At 74.0% G+C, this 24,599-nt stretch carries 26 protein-coding genes; 19 read left to right on the top strand and 7 right to left on the bottom strand.

Annotated elements, in window-relative coordinates; genetic code table 11:
• The first annotated feature begins 153 nt into the window (after nucleotides 1–153).
• Entirely contained in the window at nucleotides 154–663 is a 510-nt protein-coding gene (locus FZ103_RS24985; RefSeq protein WP_186356664.1) for a DUF3592 domain-containing protein, read from the top strand.
• 101 nt (nucleotides 664–764) lie between these two features.
• Here the strand turns inward: FZ103_RS24985 and FZ103_RS22010 are convergent, their stop codons facing one another.
• The 4 genes from FZ103_RS22010 to FZ103_RS21995 form a co-directional block, all read right to left on the bottom strand.
• Entirely contained in the window at nucleotides 765–1,226 is a 462-nt protein-coding gene (locus FZ103_RS22010) for a hypothetical protein (protein WP_343233647.1), read from the bottom strand.
• A 229-nt stretch (nucleotides 1,227–1,455) separates the two neighbouring features.
• Nucleotides 1,456–2,307, bottom strand: coding sequence for a fumarylacetoacetate hydrolase family protein (locus FZ103_RS22005; protein ID WP_156003704.1), 852 nt, complete (start codon nucleotides 2,305–2,307; stop codon nucleotides 1,456–1,458).
• Between the two features lie 141 nt (nucleotides 2,308–2,448).
• Nucleotides 2,449–3,246, bottom strand: a complete 798-nt coding sequence (locus FZ103_RS22000; protein ID WP_156003703.1) for an SDR family oxidoreductase — start codon at nucleotides 3,244–3,246, stop codon at nucleotides 2,449–2,451.
• A 112-nt stretch (nucleotides 3,247–3,358) separates the two neighbouring features.
• The gene (locus tag FZ103_RS21995; RefSeq protein ID WP_156003702.1) at nucleotides 3,359–4,519 is read right to left on the bottom strand and encodes a mandelate racemase/muconate lactonizing enzyme family protein; all 1,161 of its coding nucleotides are present in this window, start codon (nucleotides 4,517–4,519) and stop codon (nucleotides 3,359–3,361) included.
• A gap of 150 nt (nucleotides 4,520–4,669) precedes the next feature.
• Between FZ103_RS21995 and FZ103_RS21990 the strand changes: the two genes are divergently transcribed.
• The 11 genes from FZ103_RS21990 (at nucleotide 4,670) to FZ103_RS21945 (ending at nucleotide 16,893) form a co-directional block, all read left to right on the top strand.
• Nucleotides 4,670–5,368, top strand: a complete 699-nt coding sequence (locus FZ103_RS21990; protein WP_156003701.1) for a GntR family transcriptional regulator — start codon at nucleotides 4,670–4,672, stop codon at nucleotides 5,366–5,368.
• Nucleotides 5,369–5,476: 108 nt separating this feature from the next.
• Nucleotides 5,477–6,535, top strand: a complete 1,059-nt coding sequence (locus FZ103_RS21985) for a tripartite tricarboxylate transporter substrate binding protein (RefSeq protein WP_186356663.1) — start codon at nucleotides 5,477–5,479, stop codon at nucleotides 6,533–6,535.
• A 180-nt stretch (nucleotides 6,536–6,715) separates the two neighbouring features.
• A complete protein-coding gene (locus FZ103_RS21980; RefSeq protein ID WP_156003699.1) occupies nucleotides 6,716–7,291 on the top strand; it encodes a tripartite tricarboxylate transporter TctB family protein in 576 nt (191 codons plus the stop codon).
• Between the two features lie 14 nt (nucleotides 7,292–7,305).
• Nucleotides 7,306–8,832, top strand: coding sequence for a tripartite tricarboxylate transporter permease (locus tag FZ103_RS21975; protein WP_156003698.1), 1,527 nt, complete (start codon nucleotides 7,306–7,308; stop codon nucleotides 8,830–8,832).
• Entirely contained in the window at nucleotides 8,829–10,085 is a 1,257-nt protein-coding gene (locus FZ103_RS24980; protein ID WP_186356662.1) for a hypothetical protein, read from the top strand. Before FZ103_RS21975 ends, FZ103_RS24980 begins: the two co-directional genes overlap by 4 nt.
• Nucleotides 10,086–10,168: 83 nt before the next feature.
• Nucleotides 10,169–11,308, top strand: coding sequence for an Ldh family oxidoreductase (locus tag FZ103_RS21970; protein WP_186356661.1), 1,140 nt, complete (start codon nucleotides 10,169–10,171; stop codon nucleotides 11,306–11,308).
• Complete coding sequence (gene larE / locus FZ103_RS21965; RefSeq protein WP_222936822.1) at nucleotides 11,305–12,192, top strand: ATP-dependent sacrificial sulfur transferase LarE; 888 nt, start codon at nucleotides 11,305–11,307, stop codon at nucleotides 12,190–12,192. The genes FZ103_RS21970 and larE overlap by 4 nt, the downstream gene beginning before the upstream one ends.
• Entirely contained in the window at nucleotides 12,189–12,905 is a 717-nt protein-coding gene (larB, locus tag FZ103_RS21960; RefSeq protein WP_186356660.1) for a nickel pincer cofactor biosynthesis protein LarB, read from the top strand. Before larE ends, larB begins: the two co-directional genes overlap by 4 nt.
• Nucleotides 12,902–14,119: a nickel pincer cofactor biosynthesis protein LarC gene (gene larC, locus FZ103_RS21955; protein ID WP_186356659.1), complete on the top strand. Its 1,218-nt coding sequence runs from the start codon at nucleotides 12,902–12,904 to the stop codon at nucleotides 14,117–14,119. The genes larB and larC overlap by 4 nt, the downstream gene beginning before the upstream one ends.
• Nucleotides 14,119–15,834 (top strand): IlvD/Edd family dehydratase, encoded by a 1,716-nt coding sequence (locus FZ103_RS21950; RefSeq protein WP_222936821.1) that lies wholly within the window; start codon nucleotides 14,119–14,121, stop codon nucleotides 15,832–15,834. The genes larC and FZ103_RS21950 overlap by 1 nt, the downstream gene beginning before the upstream one ends.
• A gap of 93 nt (nucleotides 15,835–15,927) precedes the next feature.
• A complete protein-coding gene (locus tag FZ103_RS21945; RefSeq protein WP_222936820.1) occupies nucleotides 15,928–16,893 on the top strand; it encodes a dihydrodipicolinate synthase family protein in 966 nt (321 codons plus the stop codon).
• 129 nt (nucleotides 16,894–17,022) lie between these two features.
• On the opposite strand, the gene FZ103_RS21940 is transcribed toward FZ103_RS21945, so the two are convergent.
• The gene (locus tag FZ103_RS21940) at nucleotides 17,023–17,439 is read right to left on the bottom strand and encodes a helix-turn-helix domain-containing protein (RefSeq protein WP_222936819.1); all 417 of its coding nucleotides are present in this window, start codon (nucleotides 17,437–17,439) and stop codon (nucleotides 17,023–17,025) included.
• Nucleotides 17,440–17,566: 127 nt separating this feature from the next.
• Here FZ103_RS21940 and FZ103_RS21935 point away from each other — a divergent pair, with 127 nt between their 5' ends.
• From FZ103_RS21935 to FZ103_RS21915, 5 genes are all read left to right on the top strand, one after another.
• On the top strand, nucleotides 17,567–18,076 hold the full coding sequence (locus tag FZ103_RS21935) for a hemerythrin domain-containing protein (RefSeq protein WP_156003694.1): 510 nt from the start codon (nucleotides 17,567–17,569) through the stop codon (nucleotides 18,074–18,076).
• 130 nt (nucleotides 18,077–18,206) lie between these two features.
• Nucleotides 18,207–19,010: an SAM-dependent methyltransferase gene (locus FZ103_RS21930; RefSeq protein ID WP_156003693.1), complete on the top strand. Its 804-nt coding sequence runs from the start codon at nucleotides 18,207–18,209 to the stop codon at nucleotides 19,008–19,010.
• 225 nt (nucleotides 19,011–19,235) lie between these two features.
• Nucleotides 19,236–19,595, top strand: a complete 360-nt coding sequence (locus tag FZ103_RS21925) for a YciI family protein (protein WP_156003692.1) — start codon at nucleotides 19,236–19,238, stop codon at nucleotides 19,593–19,595.
• 191 nt (nucleotides 19,596–19,786) lie between these two features.
• Entirely contained in the window at nucleotides 19,787–20,140 is a 354-nt protein-coding gene (locus FZ103_RS21920) for a YciI family protein (RefSeq protein WP_156003691.1), read from the top strand.
• A gap of 41 nt (nucleotides 20,141–20,181) precedes the next feature.
• A complete protein-coding gene (locus tag FZ103_RS21915; RefSeq protein WP_186356658.1) occupies nucleotides 20,182–21,414 on the top strand; it encodes a sigma-70 family RNA polymerase sigma factor in 1,233 nt (410 codons plus the stop codon).
• A gap of 63 nt (nucleotides 21,415–21,477) precedes the next feature.
• Here the strand turns inward: FZ103_RS21915 and FZ103_RS21910 are convergent, their stop codons facing one another.
• Entirely contained in the window at nucleotides 21,478–21,858 is a 381-nt protein-coding gene (locus tag FZ103_RS21910; RefSeq protein ID WP_156003690.1) for an Mth938-like domain-containing protein, read from the bottom strand.
• A 203-nt stretch (nucleotides 21,859–22,061) separates the two neighbouring features.
• Between FZ103_RS21910 and FZ103_RS21905 the strand changes: the two genes are divergently transcribed.
• The gene (locus FZ103_RS21905) at nucleotides 22,062–22,898 is read left to right on the top strand and encodes an SAM-dependent methyltransferase (protein ID WP_156003689.1); all 837 of its coding nucleotides are present in this window, start codon (nucleotides 22,062–22,064) and stop codon (nucleotides 22,896–22,898) included.
• A 61-nt stretch (nucleotides 22,899–22,959) separates the two neighbouring features.
• Nucleotides 22,960–23,796: an SAM-dependent methyltransferase gene (locus FZ103_RS21900; protein WP_156003688.1), complete on the top strand. Its 837-nt coding sequence runs from the start codon at nucleotides 22,960–22,962 to the stop codon at nucleotides 23,794–23,796.
• A 103-nt stretch (nucleotides 23,797–23,899) separates the two neighbouring features.
• On the opposite strand, the gene FZ103_RS21895 is transcribed toward FZ103_RS21900, so the two are convergent.
• Nucleotides 23,900–24,583, bottom strand: coding sequence for a DUF2306 domain-containing protein (locus tag FZ103_RS21895; protein WP_186356657.1), 684 nt, complete (start codon nucleotides 24,581–24,583; stop codon nucleotides 23,900–23,902).
• Between the last annotated feature and the right edge of the window lie 16 nt (nucleotides 24,584–24,599).

Below are 24,599 nucleotides of genomic sequence, written 5' to 3'. Positions count from 1 at the left end.
GGCGGGTTGGCAGCCAGCTACCCAGGGCCGTCCCTGCGGAAACCGCCGGTGCGGGACTGCCGGAGACGGGTGTGCCCGGGGTGGAACGCAGCGGTGCCCTCGCGCGTCGAAGCGGTGGCAGCAATGAGCAGGGCAAGGCCGGAAGGGGCCGCTATGAAGGGTTCGTACGATCCGCCGGGTTCCGCAGCCCCGCGCACGGCGCGGCGCGCCGTGTCGCTGGCCGTGGCTCTGCCGATCGGCCTGGCCGCATTCATCCTGCTGATCATCGGCGGGATCTTCGTGATGGTCGGGCAGGCGGACTACTCCGCCTATACCGGCCGCGCCGAAGCCGTGGTCAGCGCCCGCGAGACCACCACCGACGTCCGCGGGACCGGCGACGACAGGCGTACGGACACCGACATCGAGGTCTACGTCGACTACGAGGCCGAAGGACAGCAGTACACCTCGGTCAGGCTGAGCGGGCTCAACCCCGACTCCTACCACGAGGGCGAGCGGCTCACCGTCGCCTACGACCCGGCCGCGCCCGGCGACCCGGTGACAGCGCAGAGCACCGAGGAAGGCGCCTTCGACCTGTTCCTCTGGCTGGGAGTCGGCCTGCTGGCCGTCGGCGGGGTCGGCGGTCTGATCGCGGTGGTCCTGCTGATCGCCGCCCTGCGCCGCTGATCGGCCGCCGCCGTGCCCTCCGTCCCGTCCAAGAAGTCGGCCGCCCCGGGTGGTAACCGGCGGCTCCTGGAACGCGGCGCCCCGCCGTTCTTGAACAGGGCCTAACCCGAGCGGCGCGGCAGCAGGCGGGCGAGCGCCCAGGCGATCGCGCCGCTCACCGCGCCCACCAGGACACCGGTGGCGACACTGCTGACGAACGCGGCGGCGCGCAGCAGCGCCGCCTCCACGGTCGGATCGAGGGCCCCGGCGAGGTTGCCGCCCAGGCGCGGCGGCCCGCCGAGCCCTTGGGTCCACAGCACCTGGTGCACCACCCCCAGCAGCACGCCGTAGACCGCCCCCACCGCGAGCAGCGCGAGCAGCGGGCGGGGCACCCGGCCCAGCACCGCCACGGCGATCCACACCGCGACGGGGCCGAAGACGAGCACCGCGTTCACAGCCGGGCCCACCAGGTCCAGATCGTGGGCGACGGCGCGCGGAACGCCCAGCGCGGCCAGCCCGAGCACACCCCACCAGGGCAGCCCCGGTCGCCGTCCGCCGCGCACCGCGCTTCGATCGCTGTTCACCTGTGCCGTCCCTTCCACGAGCCGCCCGGCTCCGCCCGCGTCGCCGCGCGGGCGGAGCCGGGCCATTGCGTTCCGGGACGACGCTAGGTGCGCGTCGCGGGCCGGGGCGTCCGACCCGGTGCCCCACCCCGCCTACACCGCGCGATGTAGGCGGGGCGGGCCGGCTTCGCCGCCGGATGGAGGGAGCCTTCCGGGCGCGGCCGCCCCGAGGGCTCTGCGCGGGTGGCGGTCAGCGGCCCTGCACGACCGGGTTGGTCAGTTCGCCGACGCCGGGGATGCGGCACCCGGCGACGTCGCCCGGCCGGATGTGCACCGCGCCGGGCGTGCCCGTGGAGATGATGTCGCCGGGGAACAGCGGCATCACGCGGCTGTGGAAGCCGACCAGGAACGCGGGGGAGTAGCGCATGTGCGAGACGGTGTTCACCCGCTCGTCCGCGCCGTTGAGCCGCGTCGCCACGGTCAGCTCGCCGATGGAGCCCACACCCGCCAGCGCCTCCGACAGCGGCACGACGGCCGGGCCGAAGGAGAAGAACCCGGGGAAGTTCTTGCTGCGGGTGAGGAAGCGCGGATTGCGGGCCAGGATGTCCTCGGCGGTCTGGTCGAGGACCGTGCACACGCCCCAGACGTGGTCCAGCGCGTCGTCGTCCTCGACGCCGTGGCACTCGCGGCCGATGACCAGGCCCAGTTCGGCCTCCGCGGTGACGCGCTCGCTCTGGCTGGGCAGCGGGATCGGCTCGCCCGGCGCGATGATGGTGTGGTCGCCCTTCATGAACGACGCGGGCTCCTCGGGGACCGACTCGGTCAGGTCCGAGGCGTGTTCCACGTAGTTCAGTCCGATCCCCCAGATCTTGCGCGGCCGGGTGTAGGGGGCGGCGAACTCGGTGCCCTCCAGCGGCGCGAACGCCGAGTCGGGCGCCTTGCGGACCGCGGCGACGAACTCGGGCTCGGCGACGCGCTCGATGACCTCCAACGCGGTGGAGGGCGCGCCGGGAAGGACGTCGGCCGCGGGGGCGGCACCGCGCTTCTCGTCGACGACGACCGCGGTCTCACCGCCGGCGCTGCGTGCTGTGGCCAGGTACATCTTTCTCCCTTGGGTCGGGCGGACCGCTGAGTGCGGACCGGGGGTGCCGGAGGCGGGCGCCTGCCGGCGGGGGCGGACCCGGCCGCGCCCGCCTCCGCGGGGCGCGGCCGGCCGCCGGTCGGACGGGGCCGCAGGGCCGCGTCAGGGCAGTGACGGCACGAGGCCGCCGTCGACCAGCAGGCTCTGCCCGGTCACGTAGGAGGCGCGCTCCTCTGCGAGGAAGCCCACCATGGCGGCGAGCTCCTCCGGGCGCCCGTAGCGGCCCGCCGGGATCGCCGCCTCCGAGCCGCGGCGCACCTCCTCGGCGCTGCTGCCCTGGCGGGCGGCCTTGCGCTCGTCCAGTGTGCGCACCCGCTCGGTGTCGATGCGGCCGGGCGAGACCATGTTGACGGTGATCCCCTCCGGAGCGAGGTCGGTGGCCAGCGACTTCACCAGGCCCGCCAGAGCCGGGCGGAAGACGTTGGACAGCACGAGCCCGCCGATGGGGCGCCGCACGCTGGAGGAGCCGATGATCACGATGCGGCCGAACCCGCCCTCGCGCATGGCCGGGACGGCCGCGCGGATGGCGGTCACCGCGCTGCGCAGCGTCAGCGCGTAGGCGGTGTCCCAGTCCTCCATGCTGACATCGGCGAAGTCGCCGGGGGGCGGGCCGCCGGCGTTGACGACCAGCGCGTCCAGCCGGCCGTAGCGCTCGGCGGCGCCGGAGACCAGGCGCTCGACGTCCTCGGCGGACGAGACGTCGGCGCGCTCGCCGGTCACCGCGTCGGCCCCGGCCTCCTCGCCCAGTTCGGACACCGCCTGCTCCAGCCGCTGCGCGTCGCGGCCGCAGACGGTCACCTGCAGACCGCCGCGCAGCAGTTCGGCCGCGCAGGCCTGCCCCAGGCCGCGGGTGCCGGCCATGACGACCGCCGACCGGCGCGGGGCGCTCTCCTGTGCCATCGTGCTCCCTTTGGGTTGTCGGGTCGGGTTGCCTGTGTCGATAGGGCGGCCGGGCCGCCCGCCGGCCGGGTGTGCCGCGCCGCGGCGGCGCGCCCGGCCGTTCCCGTCCGCATCAGGCGGCGGCGGTGGCCGCCGATCCGGGGACGGTGTAGCGCTCGACCGCGGCGGGGTCGAAGCGAAATCCCAGCCCAGGGGTCTGGGGCAGCACCAGTTCGCCCTCGCGCACGCTCAGCTGGGTGTCGAGGAGCCTGCGGAAGTTGAGCACCGCGTCGTCGGGGAAGAACTCGACGAAGGTGCAGTTGGGGGTCGAGGCCACCAGGTGCGCGTGCAGGTCGTGGAACCAGTGCGGGGCCACCGGGATCCCGTGGCCGGCGGCCAGGGCCGCGATCCGGCGGAACTCGGTGATCCCGCCGCAGACGGCCGCGTCGGTCTGCAGGACGGCCGCGGCCTCCTTCTCCAGCAGCTCCTTGTGCCGCCAGCGGCCCGCCTCGATCTCCCCGGTGGCCACCGGCACCGGGGTGGCGCGCGCCAGGCGGGCGTGGTTGTCGATGTCGTCGGGGCTGAAGGGCTCCTCGATGAAGAACGGATCGTAGGGCGCCAGCCGCTCGATGGTGCGCAGCGCCCCCGGCAGATCCGACCAGGCGTTGTTGGCGTCGAGCATGAGCAGCACGTCCTCGCCCACCGCGCGGCGCGCCGCCGCCACGCGCTCCTCCTCCTCGGCGGGGGAGAGCCGGCCCGTCTTCATCTTCACCGCGCGAAAGCCGCTCTCGACGTATCCGGCCAGCTCCGCGCCGAGCTCCTCGGGGCCCTTGCCCTCCAGGTAGTATCCGCCGCTGGCGTAGGCGGGAACCGTCTCGGCGCGGTAGCCGCCCAGCATGCGGTGCAGCGGCAGCCCGACGGCGCGGGCGTTGCGGTCCCACAGGGCGATGTCCAGCGCGCTGATCGCCCGCATGACCGAGCCGGTGCGGCCGTGCAGCAGCGCCTCCTGATACATGTCCTGCCAGATCCGCTCCACCAGGAACGGGTCGCGCCCCAGGACGACGCCCGCGAGCAGGTCGGTCACCGCGCTGCGCACCACCTCGCCGCCGGTGCTGCCCGCGTAGCAGAATCCGTGCCCGCTGACGCCGTCGTCGCCGGTGACGGTCACCAGCACGTAGTCCCGCGCGGTGACGCGGCGGGTGGCGAACGACGTCGCCCGCTCCAGCGGCACGCGCGCCACCAGCGCCTCGACGGTCGCGACGGAGCCGCTCCCGGCCCGGGTCTCTTCGGCCATCTGCACTCTCTCCAGCCCCCTCATCGCCGCCCTTGCGGCGGCTCCCGTCCGCGGAGCGCGCGCCGAGCGGCGACCCTCCGATGCGGGATTTGGCATTTGGTATTCCATATCCCCTTGTTGTGGTCCGGGTCGCAATGTACCGTGCGTCACATGGACGCGCTAGCCCCCATGCGTGCACACGGCCCGCTGAAGACGTCGCGAATGAGCGAAACCGCCTACGAGGCGATCGAAGGCGCCATCGTGCGCTGCGAACTGCCGCCGGGAACCCCGCTGGTCGACCGCCAGCTCTCCGAGGTCCTCGGTGTCAGCCGCACCCCCATCCGCGACGCCATGCAGAGCCTGGAGGCCGCCGGTCTCGCTGTGCGCGTGCGGGGGAGGTACTCCGTCGCCGGGTTCGACGTCGACGACATCCGCGAGCTTTATGAGGTGCGCCGGCTGCTGGAGCCGGCGGGCCTGGAGCGGTTGGCCCAGACTTGGGACGAGGAGACCGTCGACGAGCTCGCCGGTTTCTTCGAGGAGGCCCAGCGGCCGGGCCCTCCCGGGCCCTACGAGGAGTACCTCGCGCGCGACCACGCGTTCCACAAGCGCATCGTCGCGCTGACCGGCAACTCGCGGGTGAAGCGCTTCTACGCCGTCAACGAGAAGCAGATCAACCGCATCCGCCACTACCTCGCCCCCGGCTACGCAGGCCGGATGAACGAGGTCGTCAGCGAGCACAAGGACGTCTGCGAGGCAATCGGAAGAAAGGATTTGGCCGCGGCCCGCGCCGCGCTCATCGGCCACCTCGAAGCCGGTGAGGCCACCATGATCAAGTTCCTCGCGCAGCAGCAGGAGTCGAGCGGGGCCTGAGCCCCGCGACCGGAGCCCTGCCCCGGCCCCACCCCCCGCTGCACGCGCCGCCTTTCAGCACGGCACCTCGGCAGAGGTATGCCATATACCAAGGAGGCGAGATTTGGCGTGCCCGAAAAACGAACACCATCACCACCGCAACCCCGTAGCTTCGACCGCAGGCGCTTCCTGCGCATGGGCGGGCTCGGCCTCGCCGGAGCCGCCGCCGGCGGCCTGCTGACCGGCTGCGGAGCCGCGAGCGGCGCCGAAGGCAGGTATCCGCAGCGCCCGATCCAGATGATCATCGCCTACGCGGCCGGCGGCGGCACGGACGTGGGCGCCCGCATCCTGCAGCCGTTCCTGGAGAAGGAGCTCGGCGGTCAGCTCCAGATCGTCAACCGCCCCGGCGGCGGGGGATGGGCCGGCTGGAACGAGATCGTGCAGGCCGACCCGGACGGCTACACCCTCGGCTTCGTCAACTCGCCCAACTTCATGACCGGCTACCTCGACCCGCGCCTGGGCCGGGAGGGCGTGGGCCCCGACTCCTTCACCTTCATCGCCAACCAGGTGACCGACTACGGCGCGGTCGCGATCCACCCCGACGACAAGCGCTTCGACGACATCGGCGGGCTCATGGCCTATGCCAAGAAGCACCCCCTGATCGTCACCTCCACCGGCGTGGGCAGCGACGACCACTACGCCTCGCTGCGGCTGGCCGACAGGTACAAGACGAAGTTCGACGTCCTGCACAACGAGGGGTCCTCCGACGGCATCTCCGACCTGCTGGGCCGCAACGCCGACGTCGTCTTCGCCAACGTCGGCGAGCTGACCTCCCACCACGAGGCCGGCGAGCTGAAGGTCGTGGCCGTGATGAAGGACAGCCAGGAGCGCTCCAAGTACCTGCCGGACGTGCCGACGCTGGCCGAGGCCGGGTTCGGCGGCGTGGAGTCCTGGTCCTCTCGCGGCATCGCCGGGCCGGCCGGGCTGGACCCCGGGGTGGTCGAGCGGCTCAGCGCCGCCTGCCGCACGGCCATCAACAACCCCGAGCACATCGAGCAGCTCGGCAAGCAGGGCCTGGAGGTCGACTACCGCGCTCCCGAGGACTACCTGCGGATGATCCGCAAGGACGACAAGAACATCCGCCGCATCGGCGAGAAGTACGTCTGGGGCGAACAGGCCCGCCAGTAGGGCCGCGCCGCGCACACGCCGCGGCCGCACGCCCACTCCAGCGGCGCCCGGCGCGCCGCGCCCGCCACCGCGCCGCCTCGGCGCGCACCGGCCGGCGGCGTGCAGCGCCGGCCCGAACCGCCGCACAACCGCTGCATCCCGGCCCGCAGCCACGGGGCCGGTGTGAGGAGCAGACCCACCATGCCGCAATCACCATCACCGTCACCGACGGCGGCGCGCCCACGGCGCACGCCCACACCCGACCTGATTCTCGGCCTTTCGCTGATCGCCGTGTCGCTCGGCTTCTTGGCCTACACCCTGGGGCTGTCGGCCCAGGCCGCCGCCTGGCCGCGCGGCGTGCTCGTCCTGCTGCTGGTCCTGGCCGCGGCCATCACGGTGCGCGCGCTCCGCTCGCCGGCGGCGCCGCCCGGGAAGCGGCCGGAGCCGGTGCCCGCGGGCGGCGGCGAGTCCCCCGCGCAGGACGAGGCCCCCGGCACCGAGGCGCCGCCGGCGGATGGCGAGCACGGCGAGTGGAGCCGCGCCGTCCTGCGGCGCCCGGCGCTGACCCTGGCCGTCGTCGTCGGCTACGTCGCCCTGCTGGAGATCGTCGGCTTCCTGCCCGCGACCGTGCTGTACCTGCTGGGGCACCTGTGGTTCGGCGGCGTGCGCGACTGGCGCATCCTCGCCGGCGTGGTGGCCGGCGTGGTGGCGTTCATCCAGCTGCTGTTCGTCTACCAGCTCAGCGTCCCGCTCCCGACCGGTCTGCTGTTCGAGTAGGGGGGCGATTCGACATGGACACGACACTCCTCGCCGAGGCGCTGGGCAACCTGCTCACGCCCCAGGTGCTGCTCGCCATCGTCGCCGGCGTGGTCGGCGGCATCCTCATCGGCGCCCTGCCCGGCCTCAGCGGCACCATGGGCATCGCGCTGCTCGTCCCCGTCACCTTCGGCATGGACCCCGTGGCCGGCATCGCGATGCTGACCGCCATCTACGCCGCCGCCACCTACGGCGGGTCGATCTCGGCCATCCTGATCAACACCCCCGGCACGCCCGCGGGCGCGGCCACCGCCCTGGACGGCTACCAGCTCACCCGCCAGGGCAAGGGAGCCAAGGCGCTTGGCGTCTCGGCGCTGGCCTCCACGGCCGGCGGCCTGGTCAGCGCCTTCGCGCTGCTGCTGCTCGCCCCGCCGCTGGCGCAGGTGTCGCTGGCCTTCTCGGCGCCCGAATACTTCCTCATCGCGATCTTCGGGCTCCTCATCATCGGCAGCCTCTCGGCCGGTTCTTTGCTCAAGGGGTTCGTCGCCGGCGCGCTGGGCCTGCTGCTGGCCACGGTGGGCATCGACATCCTCACCGGCTACCCGCGCTTCACCTTCGGCACCACGGCGCTGCAGTCGGGGATCCAGCTGGTGCCCGCCCTGATCGGCCTCTTCTCGCTCTCGCAGGTGCTGGTGCTGGCCGAGGGCCGCGGCACCGACCGCACCGGCATGGCCGAGGGCCTGCGCGGACGCGCGCTGCCCACCCTGGCCGAGCTCAAGCGCATCGGCGCCACCATCCTGCGCTCCTCGGGCATCGGGGTGTTCGTCGGCATCCTGCCCGGCGCCGGCGGCGACATCGGCTCCTGGGTCGGCTACAACGAGGCCAAGCGCTTCGCCAAAGGACCGGAGAAGGAGGAGTTCGGCAAGGGCTCCATCAAGGGCGTGGCCGCGGCCGAGTGCGCCAACAACGCCGTGACCGGCGGTGCCATGATCCCGCTGCTGACGCTGGGCATCCCCGGCGGCTCGGCCACCGCCGTGATCCTGGGCGGCCTGCTCATCCACGGCCTGCAGCCCGGCGGTGCGCTGTTCGCCGAGTCCGGCGGGATCACCTACGCCATCATCCTCGGCTTCCTGCTGGCCAACATCCTCATGGGGATCATCGCCATCGCCGGGGCGCGCTTCTTCGTGCGCGCCACCCGGGTGCCGATGAGCGTGCTGGTTCCCGTCATCGTCGCGCTGTGCGTGGTGGGCAGCTTCGCCGTCAACAACAGCCTGGCCGACGTGTGGGTGATGCTCGTCGCCGGCGCCGTGGGCTATGTGCTGCGCAAGGTGGGCGTGCCCCCCGCGCCGATCGTGCTCGGCCTCATCCTCGGCGCCATCGCCGAGAAAGGGCTGCGCCAGTCGGTGGTCATGGCCCAGGGCGACATGATCGGCTACTACCTCTCCCGGCCGCTGTCGGTCGTGCTCATGGCGCTGATCCTGCTGTCGCTGCTGGCCCCGGTGCTGGCCCGGTGGCTGCGCAAGCGCATCCCCGAGCAGGAGCGGGAGAAGGCGGCGGCGTGAAGGAGGTCCCCCTCAACCGCATCCGGCGCAGGCTGCCCTCGGCGGCGCTGCCCGACCCGCAGGAGCGGGCCCGCGCCGAGACGGCCGCGCTGCTGGAGCGGTGCGCGGTGCCGGCCGGGGCGCGGGTGGCGTTCACGGCCGGCAGCCGCGGCATCGGCGGTATCACCGCCGTGCTGCGCGGGGCCGTGCGCGCAGCCGCCGACCGCGGCTGCCGGCCGTTCCTGTTCTCGGCGATGGGCAGCCACGGCGGCGGCACCGCCGAAGGCCAGCGCGACGTGCTCACCAGCCTGGGCATCACCGAAGAGGCCGTGGGCGCACCCCTCAGCTGCTCGGACCGGGTGGTCCGCCTGGGCGAGACCGGCGATCCGCTGCCGGGGCTGCCGGTCTACTTCGCGGCTGAGGCGGCCGAGGCCGACGCCGTGGTCGCCGTCAACCGGATCAAGCCGCACACCTCCTTCCACGGACCGCACGAGAGCGGCCTGCTGAAGATGCTGTCGGTGGGCTCGGGCCGCGCGCGCGGCGCCGCGATGGTGCACCGGCTGGGCTGGGCGCGCATGGTCGAGGCCATCGGCGCGATCAGTTCGGCCGTCCTGGAGCGCGTCCCGGTCGTCGGCGGCCTCGGCCTGGTCCAGGACCCCTACGAGGGGCTGGCCGCCGTGGAGGCCCTGGGCGCCGCCGACATGGCCGAGGGCGAGGCGCGGCTGCTGGATACGGCCCGCCGGCTGCTGCCCCGGCTGCCCGTCGACGACCTCGACGCACTCGTGGTGCGCGAGATGGGCAAGGCCTACAGCGGCTGCGGCATGGACACCAACGTGATCGGCCGGCTGCGGTTGGAGGGCATGGCCGAACCCCAAAGCCCCCGCATCCGCTGCCTGGCCGTGCTCGACCTGGCCGAGGGCTCCCACGGCAACGCCACCGGCATGGGCCTGGCCGACTTCACCACCGAGCGGCTGGCGCGCGCGGTCGACCGGCAGTCCACCTACCTCAACTGCCTGACCAGCGGCGGGCCGCAGCGGGCCGCGCAGCCGATGACCTTCCCCGACGACGCCGCCGTGCTGAAGGCGATGGGCGACATGCTGCGCCCCGAGCGCGAAGCCGACGTGCGCCTGGCCGTCATCGACAACACCCTCGCGCTGGACGAGATGTGGGTCTCCGACCCGGTGCTGGCCGAGGCCGCCGAGACCGAGGAGGTGGAGGTCATCGAGCGCAGCCCGCGCCTGCGCTTCGACGACGGCGGCCGGCTGCTGCCGTGAGACCGGACGGGCGCGGAGCCCGGCCGCGCCGAAGCGCGAAAGACCCGACCACCACACCAATCGCACGAAAGCGGGGACAGCACGTGAACACCCACAACGGGCACCTCCCGGGCGTCGAGCCCGGCGGGCTGGCCGACCTGGTCGCCGAGATCTTCACGGCGGTCGGGCTGAACCCGTCCGACGCCGAGGCGGTCGCCCACCACCTCGTCGAGGCCGACCTGCGGGGCGTGGACTCCCACGGCGTCAGCCGCACCGCGGTCTACGTCCACCGGATCCGCCGCGGCCTGGTCACCGCCCGGCCCCAGCGCAGCGTCATCACCCAGACCCCCGTGAGCGCCCTGCTGGACGCCGGCAACGGCCCCGGCATCGTCGCCGCCGAGCACGCCATGCGCACCGCCATCGCCAAGGCCGCCGACACCGGCGTGGGCATGGTCAGCGTGCGCAACTCCAACCACTGCGGGATGCTCGCGCACTACACGGGCATGGCCGCCCGCGAAGGGCTCGTCGCCCTGGCCACCACCAGCGCGCCTGCGGCCATGGCACCGTGGGGCGCCAAGGACTCCTACTTCGGGACCAACCCCATCTCCTACGCGGTTCCCGCACCCGAAGGCCGGCCCGACATCGTCTTCGACATGGCCACCAGCCATGTCGCCAAGGGCAAGATCATCCTGGCCGGCAAGAACGGGCAGCGGATCCCGCTGGACTGGGCGCTGGACGAGAACGGCCGGCCCACCGGCGACCCCGCCGCCGCGCTCGCGGGCAGCATGCTGCCGGTGGGCGGCCCCAAGGGGTCGGGGCTGGCGCTGCTGGTGGAGGTGTTCTCGGCGCTGCTCTCGGGCGCCCACTACGGCCCGCACATCCCGCCGCTCTACGACAACGACGACCACCCCCAGGGGCTCGGCCACTTCTTCCTGGCGATGAGCCCGGAGGTGTTCCTGCCCGCCGACGAGTTCACCGCCCGGGTCGGCCGGCTGGCCGACGAGGTCGCGGCGCTGCCCGCGGCCGAGGGCCACGAGCGCGTCTACCTGCCCGGCGAGCCCGAGGCCGAGCGCGCCGAGCACCGCCGCGCCCACGGCATCCCGCTCTCGGCCGAGGTCCGGGCCGAGCTGCGCGCGGTGGCCCGCGAGGCGGGCGTCGGCGCCGCGCTGACCGCGGTCCTGGACGGGTCCGAGCCCGCCGCCGGGGCCGGTGAGGCCGCGGCCGCGGAGGGGAGCCCCCGGTGAGCGCCGCCGAGCACAGCGCGGCGCCCCCGCACACCGACGCCGAGACCGGCGCGGCGCTGCGGCGGCTGCGGGCGTTGCTGCGCGACCTCGGGCAGGTGCTGGTGGCCTACTCCGGAGGCGCCGACTCCGCGCTGCTGGCCTACACCGCCCACCGCGAACTGGGCGGCTGCGCCCTCGCCGTCACCGCCGTCTCGCCGAGCCTGGCCGCCGCCGAACGCCGAGCCGCCCGCGACTTCGCCGCCGAGCAGGGGATCGCCCACCTGGAGGTGTGCACCGACGAAGGCGAGCGCCCCGACTACATCGCCAACGGCGGCGACCGGTGCTTCCACTGCAAGTCGGCGCTGTTCGACGCGCTGGCGCCGCTCACGGCGCTGCTGCCGGGCGCCGCCGTGGCCGTGGGCACCAACCTCGACGACCTCGGCGACCACCGGCCCGGCCAGCGGGCGGCCGCCCGGCGCGGCGCCGTCACCCCGCTGGCCGACGCCGGGTTCACCAAGGCGATGGTGCGCCGGGCCGCCGCGCATCTGGGCCTGCGCACGGCCGCCAAACCGGCCGCGCCCTGCCTGGCCTCCCGCGTGGCCTACGGCGACCCCGTCACCCCCGAGGTGCTCGCGCGCATCGAGGCCGCCGAGGAGGCCGTTCGATCGCGCGGCTTCCCCGTCGTGCGGGTGCGCGCGCACGCAGGCGGCACCGTGGCGCGCATCGAGGTACCCGAGCCCGACATCGACCGCGCGGCGGCGCTGCGCGGCGAGCTGGAACCGGCCGTGCGGGCCTGCGGGTTCACGTTCTGCTCGCTGGACCTGGCCGGGTTCGCCGGCGGCCGGCTCAACGCGCTGCTGCCGGTGGTGGAGGCCGCCGGCCCGGCCGCGGGGAGTGCGGGGTGAGCGGCGCGAACGGGCGCGCCGGCGGCTCCCCCGAGCGGGCCGGATTCCGCGACCTGGGCTTCGCCCGCGTCGACACCGCCCGGGAGGCCCGCCAGGGCGTGGCCGAGTGCGTCTACGCGCCCGGCAAGGAGGTCTCCGAGATCACCGCGATCGTGGGGGAGCTGCTCGCCGCCTGCGCGGGCCCCGTGCTGGTCACCCGCGCCGAGGAGCAGACCGCCGCCGAGGTCCTGGCCGCCCACCCCGGCGGCGCCTACGACCCCCGGGCGCGCCTGCTCACCTGGCGCCCGGCGCCCCCGCGCGGCTTCTCCGTGGCCGTACTGAGCGCGGGCACCGCCGACGGGCCCGTGGCCGCCGAGGCGGCCGCCGTGTCGCGCGCGGTCGGGCTGGAGGCGACCGCCTATTCCGACGTCGGCGTGGCCGGGCTGCACCGCCTGCTGGACTGCGTCGGCGAAGCCTCCCGCAACCAGGCGTTCATCGTCGTCGCCGGCATGGAAGGGGCGCTGGCCAGCGTCGTCGGCGGACTGGTGGCGCATCCCGTCATCGCCGTGCCCACCTCCACCGGCTACGGCGCCGGGCTGGAGGGCGTCACCGCGCTGCTGGCGATGCTCAGCTCGTGCGCGGCCGGACTCACCGTCGTCAACATCGACTCGGGCTTCGGCGCCGCCATGGCGGCCCACCGCATCGCCGCCGCCGTGGAGAGGGGGCGGCCGTGATCCTGTGGCTGCACCCCTTCGCCGGGATCTCCGGCGACATGCTGCTGGGCGCCCTCATCGACCTGGGCGCCCCTGCCGCCGAGGTCTCCGCGGCCGTGGAGGCCACCGGGCTTTCGGGGTGGCGCCTGGAGGCGCGCAGCGTCCGCAAGCAGGGGATCACCGCGACCCGCGCCGAGGTGGCGGTGGAGGACACCGCCACCGCCCGCCCGGCCCGGGTGCTGCTGGAGCGGGTCCGGCGCGCCCGCCCCGGACCCGCGGCCGCCACCGCCGCCGCGGCGATCGAGGCGATCGCCTGCGCCGAGGCGCGGCTGCACGGCGCCGATCCTGCCGAGGTCCACCTGCACGAGATCGGCGGCCTGGACACCGTCGTGGACACCGTCGGCACCGCCGCCGCCCTGCACCTGCTCGGCGTCGAGCAGGTCTTCTCGGCGCCGCCGGTGCTCGGACAGGGCACCGTCGCCACCGCGCACGGGCGGCTGCCCGCGCCGGCTCCGGCCACGCTCGCCCTGCTGGAAGGGGTTCCGGTCGCCCCCGCCGGCATCACCGCCGAGACCGTCACCCCCACCGGCGCGGCGCTGCTGGCGGCGATGGGAACCTCCTACGACCCGCCGCCGCCCATGCACGTGCGGGCGACCGGCTACGGCGCCGGCAACCGCGACCTCGCCGACCGGCCCAACGTGCTGCAGGCCGTCCTGGGCGCGCCCGCCGCGGCGGCGGGGGAGCGCGGCGGCGGGCCGCAGGACCGGATGGTGCTGGAGACCAACGTCGACGACGTCACCGGCGAGGTGCTGGCCTACGTCGTCGAATCGGCGCTGGAGGCCGGGGCGGCCGACGCGTGGACCTCGCCCATCGTGATGAAGAAGGGCCGCCCGGGCCACACCGTGCACGTGCTGTGCCGTCCCGAGCAGGCCCCCGCGCTGGAGGAGCTGCTGCTCAGCGAGACGGGCAGCCTGGGCGTGCGCCGCACACCGGTGGGCCGCACCGCGCTGCCGCGCAGCACCTCGGAGGTGGCCGTCGGGGGCCACCGCGTCCGCCTCAAGCACGGGCCCTGGCGGAGCAAACCCGAGTACGACGACGCCGCGGCCGCCGCCCGGGCACTGGGCCTGCCGCTGCGCAGCGTCCTGGAGCGCGCGGCCCGGGCGGCGGAGCACGAACCCGACCGCAGCCGATGCGGCGGGGAACCGGAGCAGGAGACGACGGAAGGGGAGCGGTAGTGGGATCGGCACGGCGCAGCGAGGAGTTCTTCTCCGAGGAGGGGGTCGCGGGGTTCACCCACCGGGCCATGACCAAGTCGACCGGGCTGGACGACGAGAGCATCCGCCGCCCGCTCATCGGCATCTGCAACACCTTCAGCGAGCTCAACAACTGCCACAGCCACTTCCGCACCCTGTGCGAGTCGGTCAAGCAGGGCGTGTGGCAGGCCGGCGGGACCCCGGTGGAGTTCCCCACGATCTCGCTGGGGGAGACGTTCCTGGCGCCCACCTCGATGCTGCACCGCAACCTCGCGGCCATGGACACCGAGGAGATGCTGCGCGCCCAGCCGCTGGACGCGGCGGTGCTGCTGGTGGGCTGCGACAAGACGACCCCGGCCGCGCTGATGGGAGCCGTCTCGGCCGACCTGCCCGTCATCGCCCTCAGCGGCGGCCCTCAGCTCAACGGCCACTTCCGCGGCCAGACGCTGGGCGCCTGCACCGACTGCCGGCGGCTGACCGCCGAGCACCGCGCCGGCGCCATCGACGACGAGACCTACCGCGAGCTGGAGGACGGGATCGTGCGCGGGCCCGGCCACTGCATGGTGATGGGCACCGCCTCGACCATGAACTCGCTGACCGAGGCCCTGGGCCTGGCGCTGCCCGGCAACGCGAGCATCCCGGCCGTCGACGCCCGCCGACTGCAGCACGCCCAGGCGGTCGGCCGGCGCGCCGTCGCGATCGCCGCCGAGGACCTGCGGCCCTCGGCCGTCCTCACCCGCGAATCCTTCGAGAACGCGCTGACCCTGCTCGCGGCGCTGGGCGGCAGCACCAACGCCGTCGTCCACCTGCCCGCGATCGCCGGGCGGGCCGGTATCGAACTGCCGCTGGAGCTGGTCGACGAGATCAGCCGGCGCACCCCCGTACTGGCCGACCTCAAACCCACCGGCCGCTTCCAGATGCAGGAGCTGCACAACGCCGGCGGCGTCCCCGCCCTGCTGCGCCGCCTCCTGCCGCTGCTGCACGGCGGCGAGATGACCGTGACCGGGCGCACCCTCGCCGACAACGTCGCCCGCGCGCGGGTCGAGGACGCCGAGGTGATCCGCCCGCTGGAGGAGCCGGTGCGCCCCGAGGGCGGCATCGCGGTGCTGCGCGGCAACCTCGCCCCCGACGGCGCCGTGGTCAAGCACGGCGCCGCCGACCCCGAGCTGCTGCGCCACCGCGGGCGCGCCGTCGTCTTCGAGGACGTCGACGACCTCAAGGCGCGCATCGACGACCCCGGCCTGGAGGTCGACGCATCCAGCGTGCTGGTGCTGCGCAACGTGGGCCCCGTCGGCGGACCGGGCATGCCCGAGGTGGGCAACCTGCCCATCCCCAAGCGGCTGCTGCGGGAGGGGGTGCGCGACATGGTGCGCATCAGCGACGGGCGGATGAGCGGGACCGCATTCGGCACCGTCGTGCTGCACGCGGCCCCTGAGAGCGCGGTCGGCGGGCCGCTGGCGCTGGTCCGCGACGGCGACGAGATCGAACTGGACATCGACGCCCGCAGCCTGACGCTGCACGTGCCCGACGCCGAGCTCGCGCGCCGCCGCGCCGCCTGGAGTCCGCGGCCCGCCCACTACAGCCGCGGCTACGGGCGGATCTTCCTCGACAACGTCGGCCAGGCCCCGCAGGGCTGCGACTTCGGCGTCCTGCGCGGCCGCGACCCGGTTGAGGGCTACCGCCAGCCCAAGTTCTGACGCCCTGCCACCGACCCCGGCGGCGTCCGGCCCGACGCCGCGCCGTGCCGCCGCCGACGACCGAAGGCGAAACGACCACTGCGGAGGAGACCCGTGCCCGACACCGCCCGGCCGGACCCGAACCGGCTCATCACCAACCAGGAGCGCGGCGTGTTCGCGATCGCGCCGACCCCCTTCACCGACGACGGCGCCCTCGACCACGCCTCGCTGGACCGGCTGACCGACTTCTACCTGGAGTCGGGCGTCACCGGCATCACCGTGCTCGGCCAGCTCGGCGAGGCCCCCAAACTGGAGCACGCCGAGGCGGTGGAGGTGGCCTCGCGGGTCGCCTCTCGAGCCGGGGTGCCCGTCGTGGTCGGGGTCTCCTCGCCCGGGTTCGCCGCGATGCGCGCCCTCGCCGGCGAGGTGATGGACGCCGGCGCGGCCGGCGTGATGATCGCCCCGCCCAACACCCTGCGCACCGACGACCAGATCACCGCCTACTACCGCAACGCCGCCGAGGCGATCGGCCACGACGTCCCCTTCGTCATCCAGGACTACCCGCTGACCTTCTCGGTGAAGATGGATCCCGCGGTGATCCGCACGATCACCGCGGAGAACCCCAACTGCGCCATGCTCAAGCACGAGGACTGGCCCGGCCTGGAGAAGATCTCCGCGCTGCGCGGGTTCGAGGCGGAGGGATCGATGCGGCGGCTGTCCGTCCTGTGCGGCAACGGCGGCCTGTTCCTGGACTTCGAGCCCGAGCGCGGCGCCGACGGCGCCATGACCGGCTACTGCTTCCCCGACATGCTCGTGGAGCTGGTCGACCTGCACGCCCGCGGCGAGCGCGAGGCCGCCCACGACCTGTTCGACGCCCATCTGCCGCTGCTGCGCTACGAGCAGCAGCCGGGCGCCGGCCTGGCGGTGCGCAAGTACGTGTTCATGCGCCGCGGCATCCTGGCGAGCCAGGCCCAGCGCCGGCCCGCGGCCTCCCTCTCGCCTGCGGCGCGCGAGGAGGTGGACTTCCTGCTCGCCCGCCTGGCCCGCAAGGACAAGCGGGCCGAGCCGGCCACCCGGTAAGGCGACGGGGTCCCGGGCGCGCCCGGGACCCCGTCACGGCTCCTTCGGCGGGGCCGGGCCGCGGGCCCGGCCCCGCTTTCGCGTCCGGTCCGGACCGCGCCGCGCCCCGCCGGCTCCCGCGCGGAGGGCCTACCCCTGCCGGCGGGCCGGGGCGGCGGCGGACCCGGTGGAGCCGCCGCGGTGGGCGTGGCCCCAGTCGACCAGCGGCTCCAGCGCGTCCAGCAGACCCCGGCCGCGCGGCGAGGGGCGGTAGAGGATCTGCACCGGGTGCGTGGGCACGACCTCGCGCTCCAGCAGGCCCAGCGCCTCCAGTTCCTTCAGCCGCTGGGACAGCATCCGGTCGGAGATGCCGGCGATGAACCTGCGGTACTCGCTGAAGCGCGTGGCTCCGCGCGCGCCGGCGAGCAGGATCACCCCCATCCAGCGCCGCCCGACGAGCTCCAACACCTCCTGGAAGACGTCGCAGTCCTGGTCGTGCAACACCTGGGAAGGCGCGGCGGCCGGTGCCCCGGCGCCGCCGTCTCCGGTAACCGTTGAGATAGTCACCTACTTAAAATAAGTAGCTAACATCAGATTTGGCAAGGGTGGTGGGGATTCCGCAGACTTGCCGGTGCGGGGCCGCAGCGCCCCGGCCCCGCGGGGCGATTCCGCCGCGAAAGGACCCACGTCCGCGATGACCCAGACTCCCACCGCACCCCAGAACCTCTTCGACGAACTCCGCCTCGTCCACGGCATGCTCCGCCGGGACCTGCGCACCTGCCGCGAGCTCGCCGAGGCGGCGCTCGCCGGCGCGCCCGCCCACGCGATCCGCGCGGAACTGGATCGGCTGGCCAACCGCGGGCCGCTGTTCCAGCTCAAGGTCACCTGCCTGCGGTACTGCCGGGTGGTCCACGCCCACCACGGCATCGAGGACGCGATGCTGCTGCCCGCCGTCCGCCGCGCGGCCCCGCACCTGGGCGAAGCCGTCGACCGGCTGGAGGCCGACCACCGCACCGTCGCCGCCGTGCTGGACGAGGTGGAGGCCGCAGCGCAGGCACTCGACGCCGGCGCCGACACGGCCGCGCGCACCCGCCTGTCCGAGGCGCTGACAGCCCTGTCGGACCACCTGCTGGAGCACCTGGACTTCGAAGAGGAGAGCATCGGCCCGGTCCTGGCCACCTGGACCCAATGGCCGCGCGCCTGAACGCGCCCGCAACCCCCGCTCGGGCGGCGGAAAAGCCCGCCGCCGCGGGAGTTGCGCCGCGTCGGGGCCTGCACCAGACTGCGGACCGTCCGCCGACTCGGGGCGGACCCAGGAGCACCAGGAGGACGCCATGGACACCGGGTCCGGCCCGGCTCCCGCGGGCATCGACACCAGCGTCGCCCATTCCGCCCGCGTGTGGAACTACTGGCTGGGCGGCAAGGACAACTACGCCGCCGACCGCGAGGTCGGCGACTACGTGTTCGCGGCCTATCCGGAGATCGTCGAGGCCGCCCGCGCCGATCGCGCCTTCCTGGTCCGCGCCGTCACCCACCTCGCGCACGAGGAGGGCATCCGGCAGTTCCTCGACATCGGCACCGGTCTGCCCACGCACGGCAACACCCACGAGGTCGCCCAGGCCGCGGCGCCCGAGTCGCGCATCGTCTACGTCGACAACGACCCGCTGGTCCTCGCCCACGCTCGCGCCCTGCTGACGGGTACGCCCGAGGGCGCCACCGACTACATCGACGCCGACCTGCGCGATGCCGGCACCGTCCTGCGCCGCGCGGGCGAGCTGCTCGACTTCTCCCGGCCGATCGCCCTGACCGTGCTGGGCACCATGGGCCACCTCCCCGACACCGCCGAGGCGCACGCGCTGGTGGCGCGCTACATGCAGGCCCTGCCCTCCGGAAGCTTCCTGGCCCTGTGCGACGGCACCAGCACCAGCCCGGGAATGATCGAGGCCGCCGAGCGCTGGAACGCCACGGCAGCCCTGCCCTACCACCTGCGCACCCCCGAGGAGATCGCGGGCTTCTTCACCGGCCTGGAGCCGCTCGAACCGGGAGTGGTCTCGGCGACACGCTGGCGCCCCGACGAGACCGACCTCGGCACCACCCGCGACGCCGACCAGTACTGCGGCGTAGCCCGCAAACCCTGACCCCGGCCACCGCGGGTGCGGTCGGCCCTGCACGCCGCCCCGCCCTTGCTCGGGCCGCTGGTGCGTGTTGCACGGATTCGGATCAGACGTAGGCCGCGGTCGGGCGCTTGTATCGACGGCTGCGCGAAAAAACCTCCGCCCCCGTGTCGATCCCCTCGGTCCTCGTTCGACGTACCGGGTGAGAGGCGGGAACGGCCCGCCTTCGACGGTGGAGGAGTCACCGCCATGCCGCGTTTTCTGTCGATCAGCTACCACGACGAGCAGAACCGCCCCACCGAGGCGCCGAGCCCCGAGCTGCAGCAGCGCATGGGGGAGCTGTACGAGGAGATCACCCGGGCCGGGGTGGTCCTGGACATGGCCGAGCTGGCGCCGACCGCCGAGGCCACCAAGGCCACCTGGTCGGAGCAGGGCGTCCAATACACCGACGGCCCCTTCACCGAGAGCAAGGAGGTCGTCGGCGGCTACACCATCATCCAGGCCAAGGACAAGGCCGAAGCCCTGGAGTGGACCCGGAGGTTCCTGGAGGTCCAGGGGCGGTACGAGCCGACCGCGTCCGTCGAGGTCCGCGAGATCGCCGAGGGGTGAGGAGGCCGGGCCCGCGCTCGCGCCCCTGCTGGGGCGCAGGCGTGAGCGCGGGCGCACGGCACGAAGCGGCGGCGGCCGGTCCGCGGATTTGGGGAAGGATCTCCGAGCCGCGGTCGATCCGGCCCCGCCCCGTTCGACGTATCGGGTGAGAGGCGGGAAGAGGCCCGCCGAAACCCAGGCAAGGAGTCACCATGCCGCGCTATCTGAACCTGATCCGCATCGACGAGTCGGGGAGCTATGAGGAGACCTATCCCCAGTTCGAGGAGCGGATGGGCGCCCTGTTCGAGGAGATGGACAAGGCGGGCGTCATGCTCGACAACTCCGGACTCGCGCCGACCTCCGAGAGCGCCCGCGTCCACTGGGCCGGCGGCAGGATCAGCTACACCGACGGCCCCTTCACCGAGACGAAGGAGGTGGTGGGCGGCTTCCTGATGACCCGGTGCAAGGACACCGCCGAGGCGATGGAGTGGGCCCAGCGGTTCCTGCAGGTCCACCCGGAGAGCTGGACGGTGTCGATCGAGGTCCGCGAGGTCAGCGAGCCCTGACCGCGCTTGCCCTGCGCACACGCCGCTGCTGAGATGTAGGGGTGAGCGCAGGGAGCACGGCGGAAGCCGTCGAGACGGTCTTCCGCATCGAGTCCGCGCGGATCATCGCCGGTGCCGCGCGCATCGTGCGCGACGTGGGCATCGCCGAGGAGATCGCGCAGGACGCACTCGTCGCCGCGCTGGAGCGGTGGCCGGAGTCAGGCGTGCCGGAGAACCCGGGCGCCTGGCTCACGGCCGTCGCCAAGCGCCGCGCCGTCGACCTCGTCCGGCGCAGGGAGGCCTACGCCCGCAAACTCGCCGAGGTCGGCAGGGAGCTGGAGGACCGGCCGCCGCCCGAACCGCCCGAGGTCGACGACATCGACGACGACCTGCTGCGGCTCATCTTCACCGCCTGTCACCCGGTGCTCTCGGCCGAGGCGCGGGTCGCGCTGACCCTGCGGCTGCTGGGCGGGCTGACCACCCGCGAGATCGCCCGCGCCTACCTGGTCGCCGAGTCCACCGTCGCCCAGCGCATCGTCCGCGCCAAGCGCACCCTGGCCGAGGCCGGCGTCGCCTTCGAGGTCCCCTACGGCGCCGAACGGGCGGACCGGCTGCCCTCGGTGCTGGAGGTCGTCTACCTGGTCTTCAACGAGGGCTACTCGGCGACCGCGGGCGAGGACCTGGTGCGCCCGGCGCTGTGTGAGGACGCGCTGCGCCTGGCGCGCGTGCTGGGCGGCCTGATGCCCAAGGAGCCGGAGGTGCACGGGCTGGCGGCGCTGCTGGAGTTCCAGGCCTCGCGCACCGCCGCCCGCACCGGTCCCGGCGGCGAGCCCGTGCTGCTGGCCGACCAGGACCGCAGCCGGTGGAACCGGATGCTCATCGAGCGCGGCTTCGCGTCCCTGCGCCGCGCCGGCGAGGGCCCCTACTCCCTGCAGGCCGCGATCGCCGCCTGCCACGCCCGGGCCGTGCGCTACGAGGACACCGACTGGGCGGTGATCGCCGCGCTGTACGCCCGGCTCCTGGAGGTGCTGCCCTCACCGGTGGTGGCGCTGAACCGGGCGGTCGCGGTCTCGAAGGCCCGCGGCCCGGCCGCGGCCCTGGAGCTCGTGGATGACCTGGCCGACGTGCCGGCCCTGCGCGGCTACCACCTGCTGCCCAGCGTCCGCGCCGACCTCCTGGAGGAGCTGGGCCGCCGCGACGAGGCCCGCGCCGAGTTCGAGCGCGCCGCCGCGCTGGCCGGCAACGCCCGCGAACGCACCCTGCTGCTGGAGCGCGCCGCCCGCGTGGGCACGTGATCCGGCGCGCGTCCGCGCACGGAAAAGCGTGGCCCGGCGTGTGCCGTTTTCCGTCGGCCGGCGTCAGCAGGTGGAGTGGAACAGGCCGCCGACCGGTTCGGTGGCGGCGAGGCGGTTGTAGGTCCGCACCGCCTCGGTGGTGTCCGCGGTGTGCACCCGCACCGAACGCGCCTCCAGCAGTTCCAGGGTGCGCGGATCGACGCCCAGCCGCTCGTGCATGCCGGTGGACAGCACCACGATCGCGGCGCCGCGGTCGAGCAGTTCCGCCACGTCGGCGGGCAGGATTCCGGGATCGTGGCGGGTGCCGGTCTCGTTCCAGTCCCACGCGCGCCCGCCGCCGGGGTAGAGCTTGACGTCCTTGGCGGTCCCCAGGCCGGCGACCTCCATGCGGCCCCAGGCCAGCGACAGCACCCGCGGCGAGGCCGCGCCTGCGGCGTCGGTCATGGCGCCTCCTCTCGCTCCGAGTTCGCGATCGCCGCTCAGCGGCGGATTCCCGATCCGGACGCAGCGGGCACGTTCCGGTCGCACCCGATGTTGCCGTAATCGCCCTAAGCGGCGCAGCGGCCCCGTAGAGTTGCGGCGAGACAAGGCTCACACGCCGCACGTTCCACCGCTGTCCGCCCCCCGAACCAAGGAAAGCAAGCACGATGAGCGATGCCCTCCGGTTTCCCCCGCCCGACCTCGACATGACGAAGCCGACCATCGCCCGCGCCTACGATGCCCTGCTGGGCGGCAAGGACAACTTCGAGCCCGACCGCGAGCTGGCCGCGGGGGTGGAGGAGATCAACCCCGGCAGCGCGGAGATGGCCCAGCACAACCGCGCCTTCCTCTCACGCGCCGTGACCTATGTCGCCACCGAACTCGGCATCCGCCAGTTCCTCGACCTCGGTTCCGGTCTGCCCACCGCCGAGAACACCCACCAGGTCGCCCAGCGCAACTCCCCGCAGAACCGCGTCGTCTATGTGGACATCGACCCGATGGTGCTGGCCCACGCCCGCGCGCTCATGGTCGAGAACGACACCACCACCGTGATCACCGCCGACCTGCGCGACGTCGACCGCGTCATGAACAACCCCGGCACCCGCCGACTGCTGGACACCGGCGAGCCGGTGTGCCTGATGCTTCTTTCCCTGCTGCACTGCATCCCCGATGACGAGGACCCCTTCGGCCTCGTCGGGCGCTACCTGGAGCCCTTCCCCTCGGGGTCGGCGCTCGTCTACTCGCACACCACCTCCAACGACGCCGAGCACGCCCGCGCCGTCACCGAGCGGATCCTCAGCTCCGGAACCCCCTGGGGCCGCGTGCGCTCGCCCGAGGAGTGCGCGGCGGCCGTGGCGGACCTGGAGCTGGTCTCACCGTCGCTGGACGGCACGGCGCCCGCCCGCCTGGTCGACTGCGACACCTGGCGCAAGCCGGGCACCGATCCCGTCGAGATCCCGGACAAGCTCATCTGGGAGCACGCCGGGGTCGCGATCAAGCCCTGACCACCGGACCGGCCCCGGTCCGCATCCGCCGCGTCCCGCCCTGACACGAAGAGAGCACCGGATGAGCGATTCCCTCCAGCGTCCGCCCGCCGATCTGGACATGACCAAACCCACCGTCGCCCGGGCCTACGACGCCCTGCTGGGCGGCAAGGACAACTTCGAGCCCGACCGCGAGCTCGCCGCCGCCGTCGAGGCCGTCAACCCCGGCACCGCGGTCCTGGCCCACGAGAACCGCGCCTTCCTGTCCCGCGCCGTGGCTTATGCGTCGCAGGAACTGGGAATCGGGCAGTTCCTCGACCTGGGCTCGGGGCTGCCCACCGCCGAGAACACCCACCAGGTCGCCCAGCGGGAGGCACCGAACACCCGGGTGGTCTATGTGGACATCGACCCGATGGTGCTGGCCCACGCCCGCGCCCTGCTGGTCGAGAACGACACCACCACCGTGATCACCGCCGACCTGCGCGACGTCGACCGCGTCATGGACGACCCCGAGACCCGCCGGCTGCTGGACACCGGTGAGCCGGTGTGCCTGATGCTGGTGTCGCTGCTGCACTGCATCCCCGACGACGAGGACCCCTTCAGCCTGGTCGGGCGCTACCTGGAGCCCTTCCCGTCCGGCTCGGCGCTGGTCTACTCCCACCTGTGCTCGAACAACCCCGAGCGCGCCCGGGAGTTCACCGAGCGGATCCACAAATCGGGCACCCCCTGGGGCCGGGTGCGTAACCCCGAGGAGTGCGCGGCGGCCGTCGCCGGCATGGACGTGGTGTCGCCGTCGCCGGACGGCGCGGCGCCCGCCCGCCTGGTCGACTGCGACACCTGGCGCAAGCCCGGCGCCGACCCCGTCGACATCCCCGACAAGGCCATCTGGGAGCACGCCGGGGTCGCCGTCAAGCCCTGACCCCGCCCCGGCACACGGCAGGCGCCCGTCCCCGCGAGGACGGGCGCGGCCGCGCCCCGCTCTGCGGCGACCGGATGCCCCGCCCTCGGGACGGGCGCCCGGCTCAGGCGCGGGCGGCCGGAACGGCGGGGGCCGGACCGCGGCCCGCGCGCACCGGCCGTGCGCGGATCACCCACTCGGCGACCGCCAGGTTGACCACCCAGCCGGCCCCCATGGTCAGCGCCCTGCTCGTCTCGCCCATCTCCCCGACCGCCACCAGCCACGGCACCGACGTCAGCACCTGGGTCCCCGCGGCCACGCCGATCGCGTAGCCGCGCATCATCCAGGCGCGGTGGGCGGCCACCCGTCCGCGCCGGATCGCCGCGAAGCCCAGGACGATGCACGCGGCCATCGCCGTGCCGAAACCGAGCCGGAGGAGCCCCAGGGCACCGAGCGGCCCTCCGTCGACGTCGGGCAGGTCGTAGGAGAGGGTCATCCACACGCCCGTCAGCGCCGCGACGATCCCCAGCGGCGCCAGCACCCGCCCGGACCGGCGGTGCCACGCCGGCCTGCGCCGGCGCAGCCCCGCGGAGAACTGCAGCGCTCCGAGGAGGCAGTAGGGGGTGGCGGCCAGGATGTGGAGCACGACCGGCACGGGTGCGGCGAAGAACCGCGCGTTCTCCGGGGTGACCGCCGAACCCGAGGCCAGTTCGCCCACGCGGACGGCTCCGGCGACGACGGGAACGGCGCTGAGGGCGATGAGTGCGGCGGGGACGAGCCAGTCCGCCCGGGTGGAAGAGGAGGCCACGGCGACAGCCCTTTCT

The organism is Streptomonospora sp. PA3 (genome assembly GCF_009728995.1).
GTDB lineage: Bacteria > Actinomycetota > Actinomycetes > Streptosporangiales > Streptosporangiaceae > Streptomonospora.
This window is presented reverse-complemented; position numbering and strand designations above follow the sequence as displayed.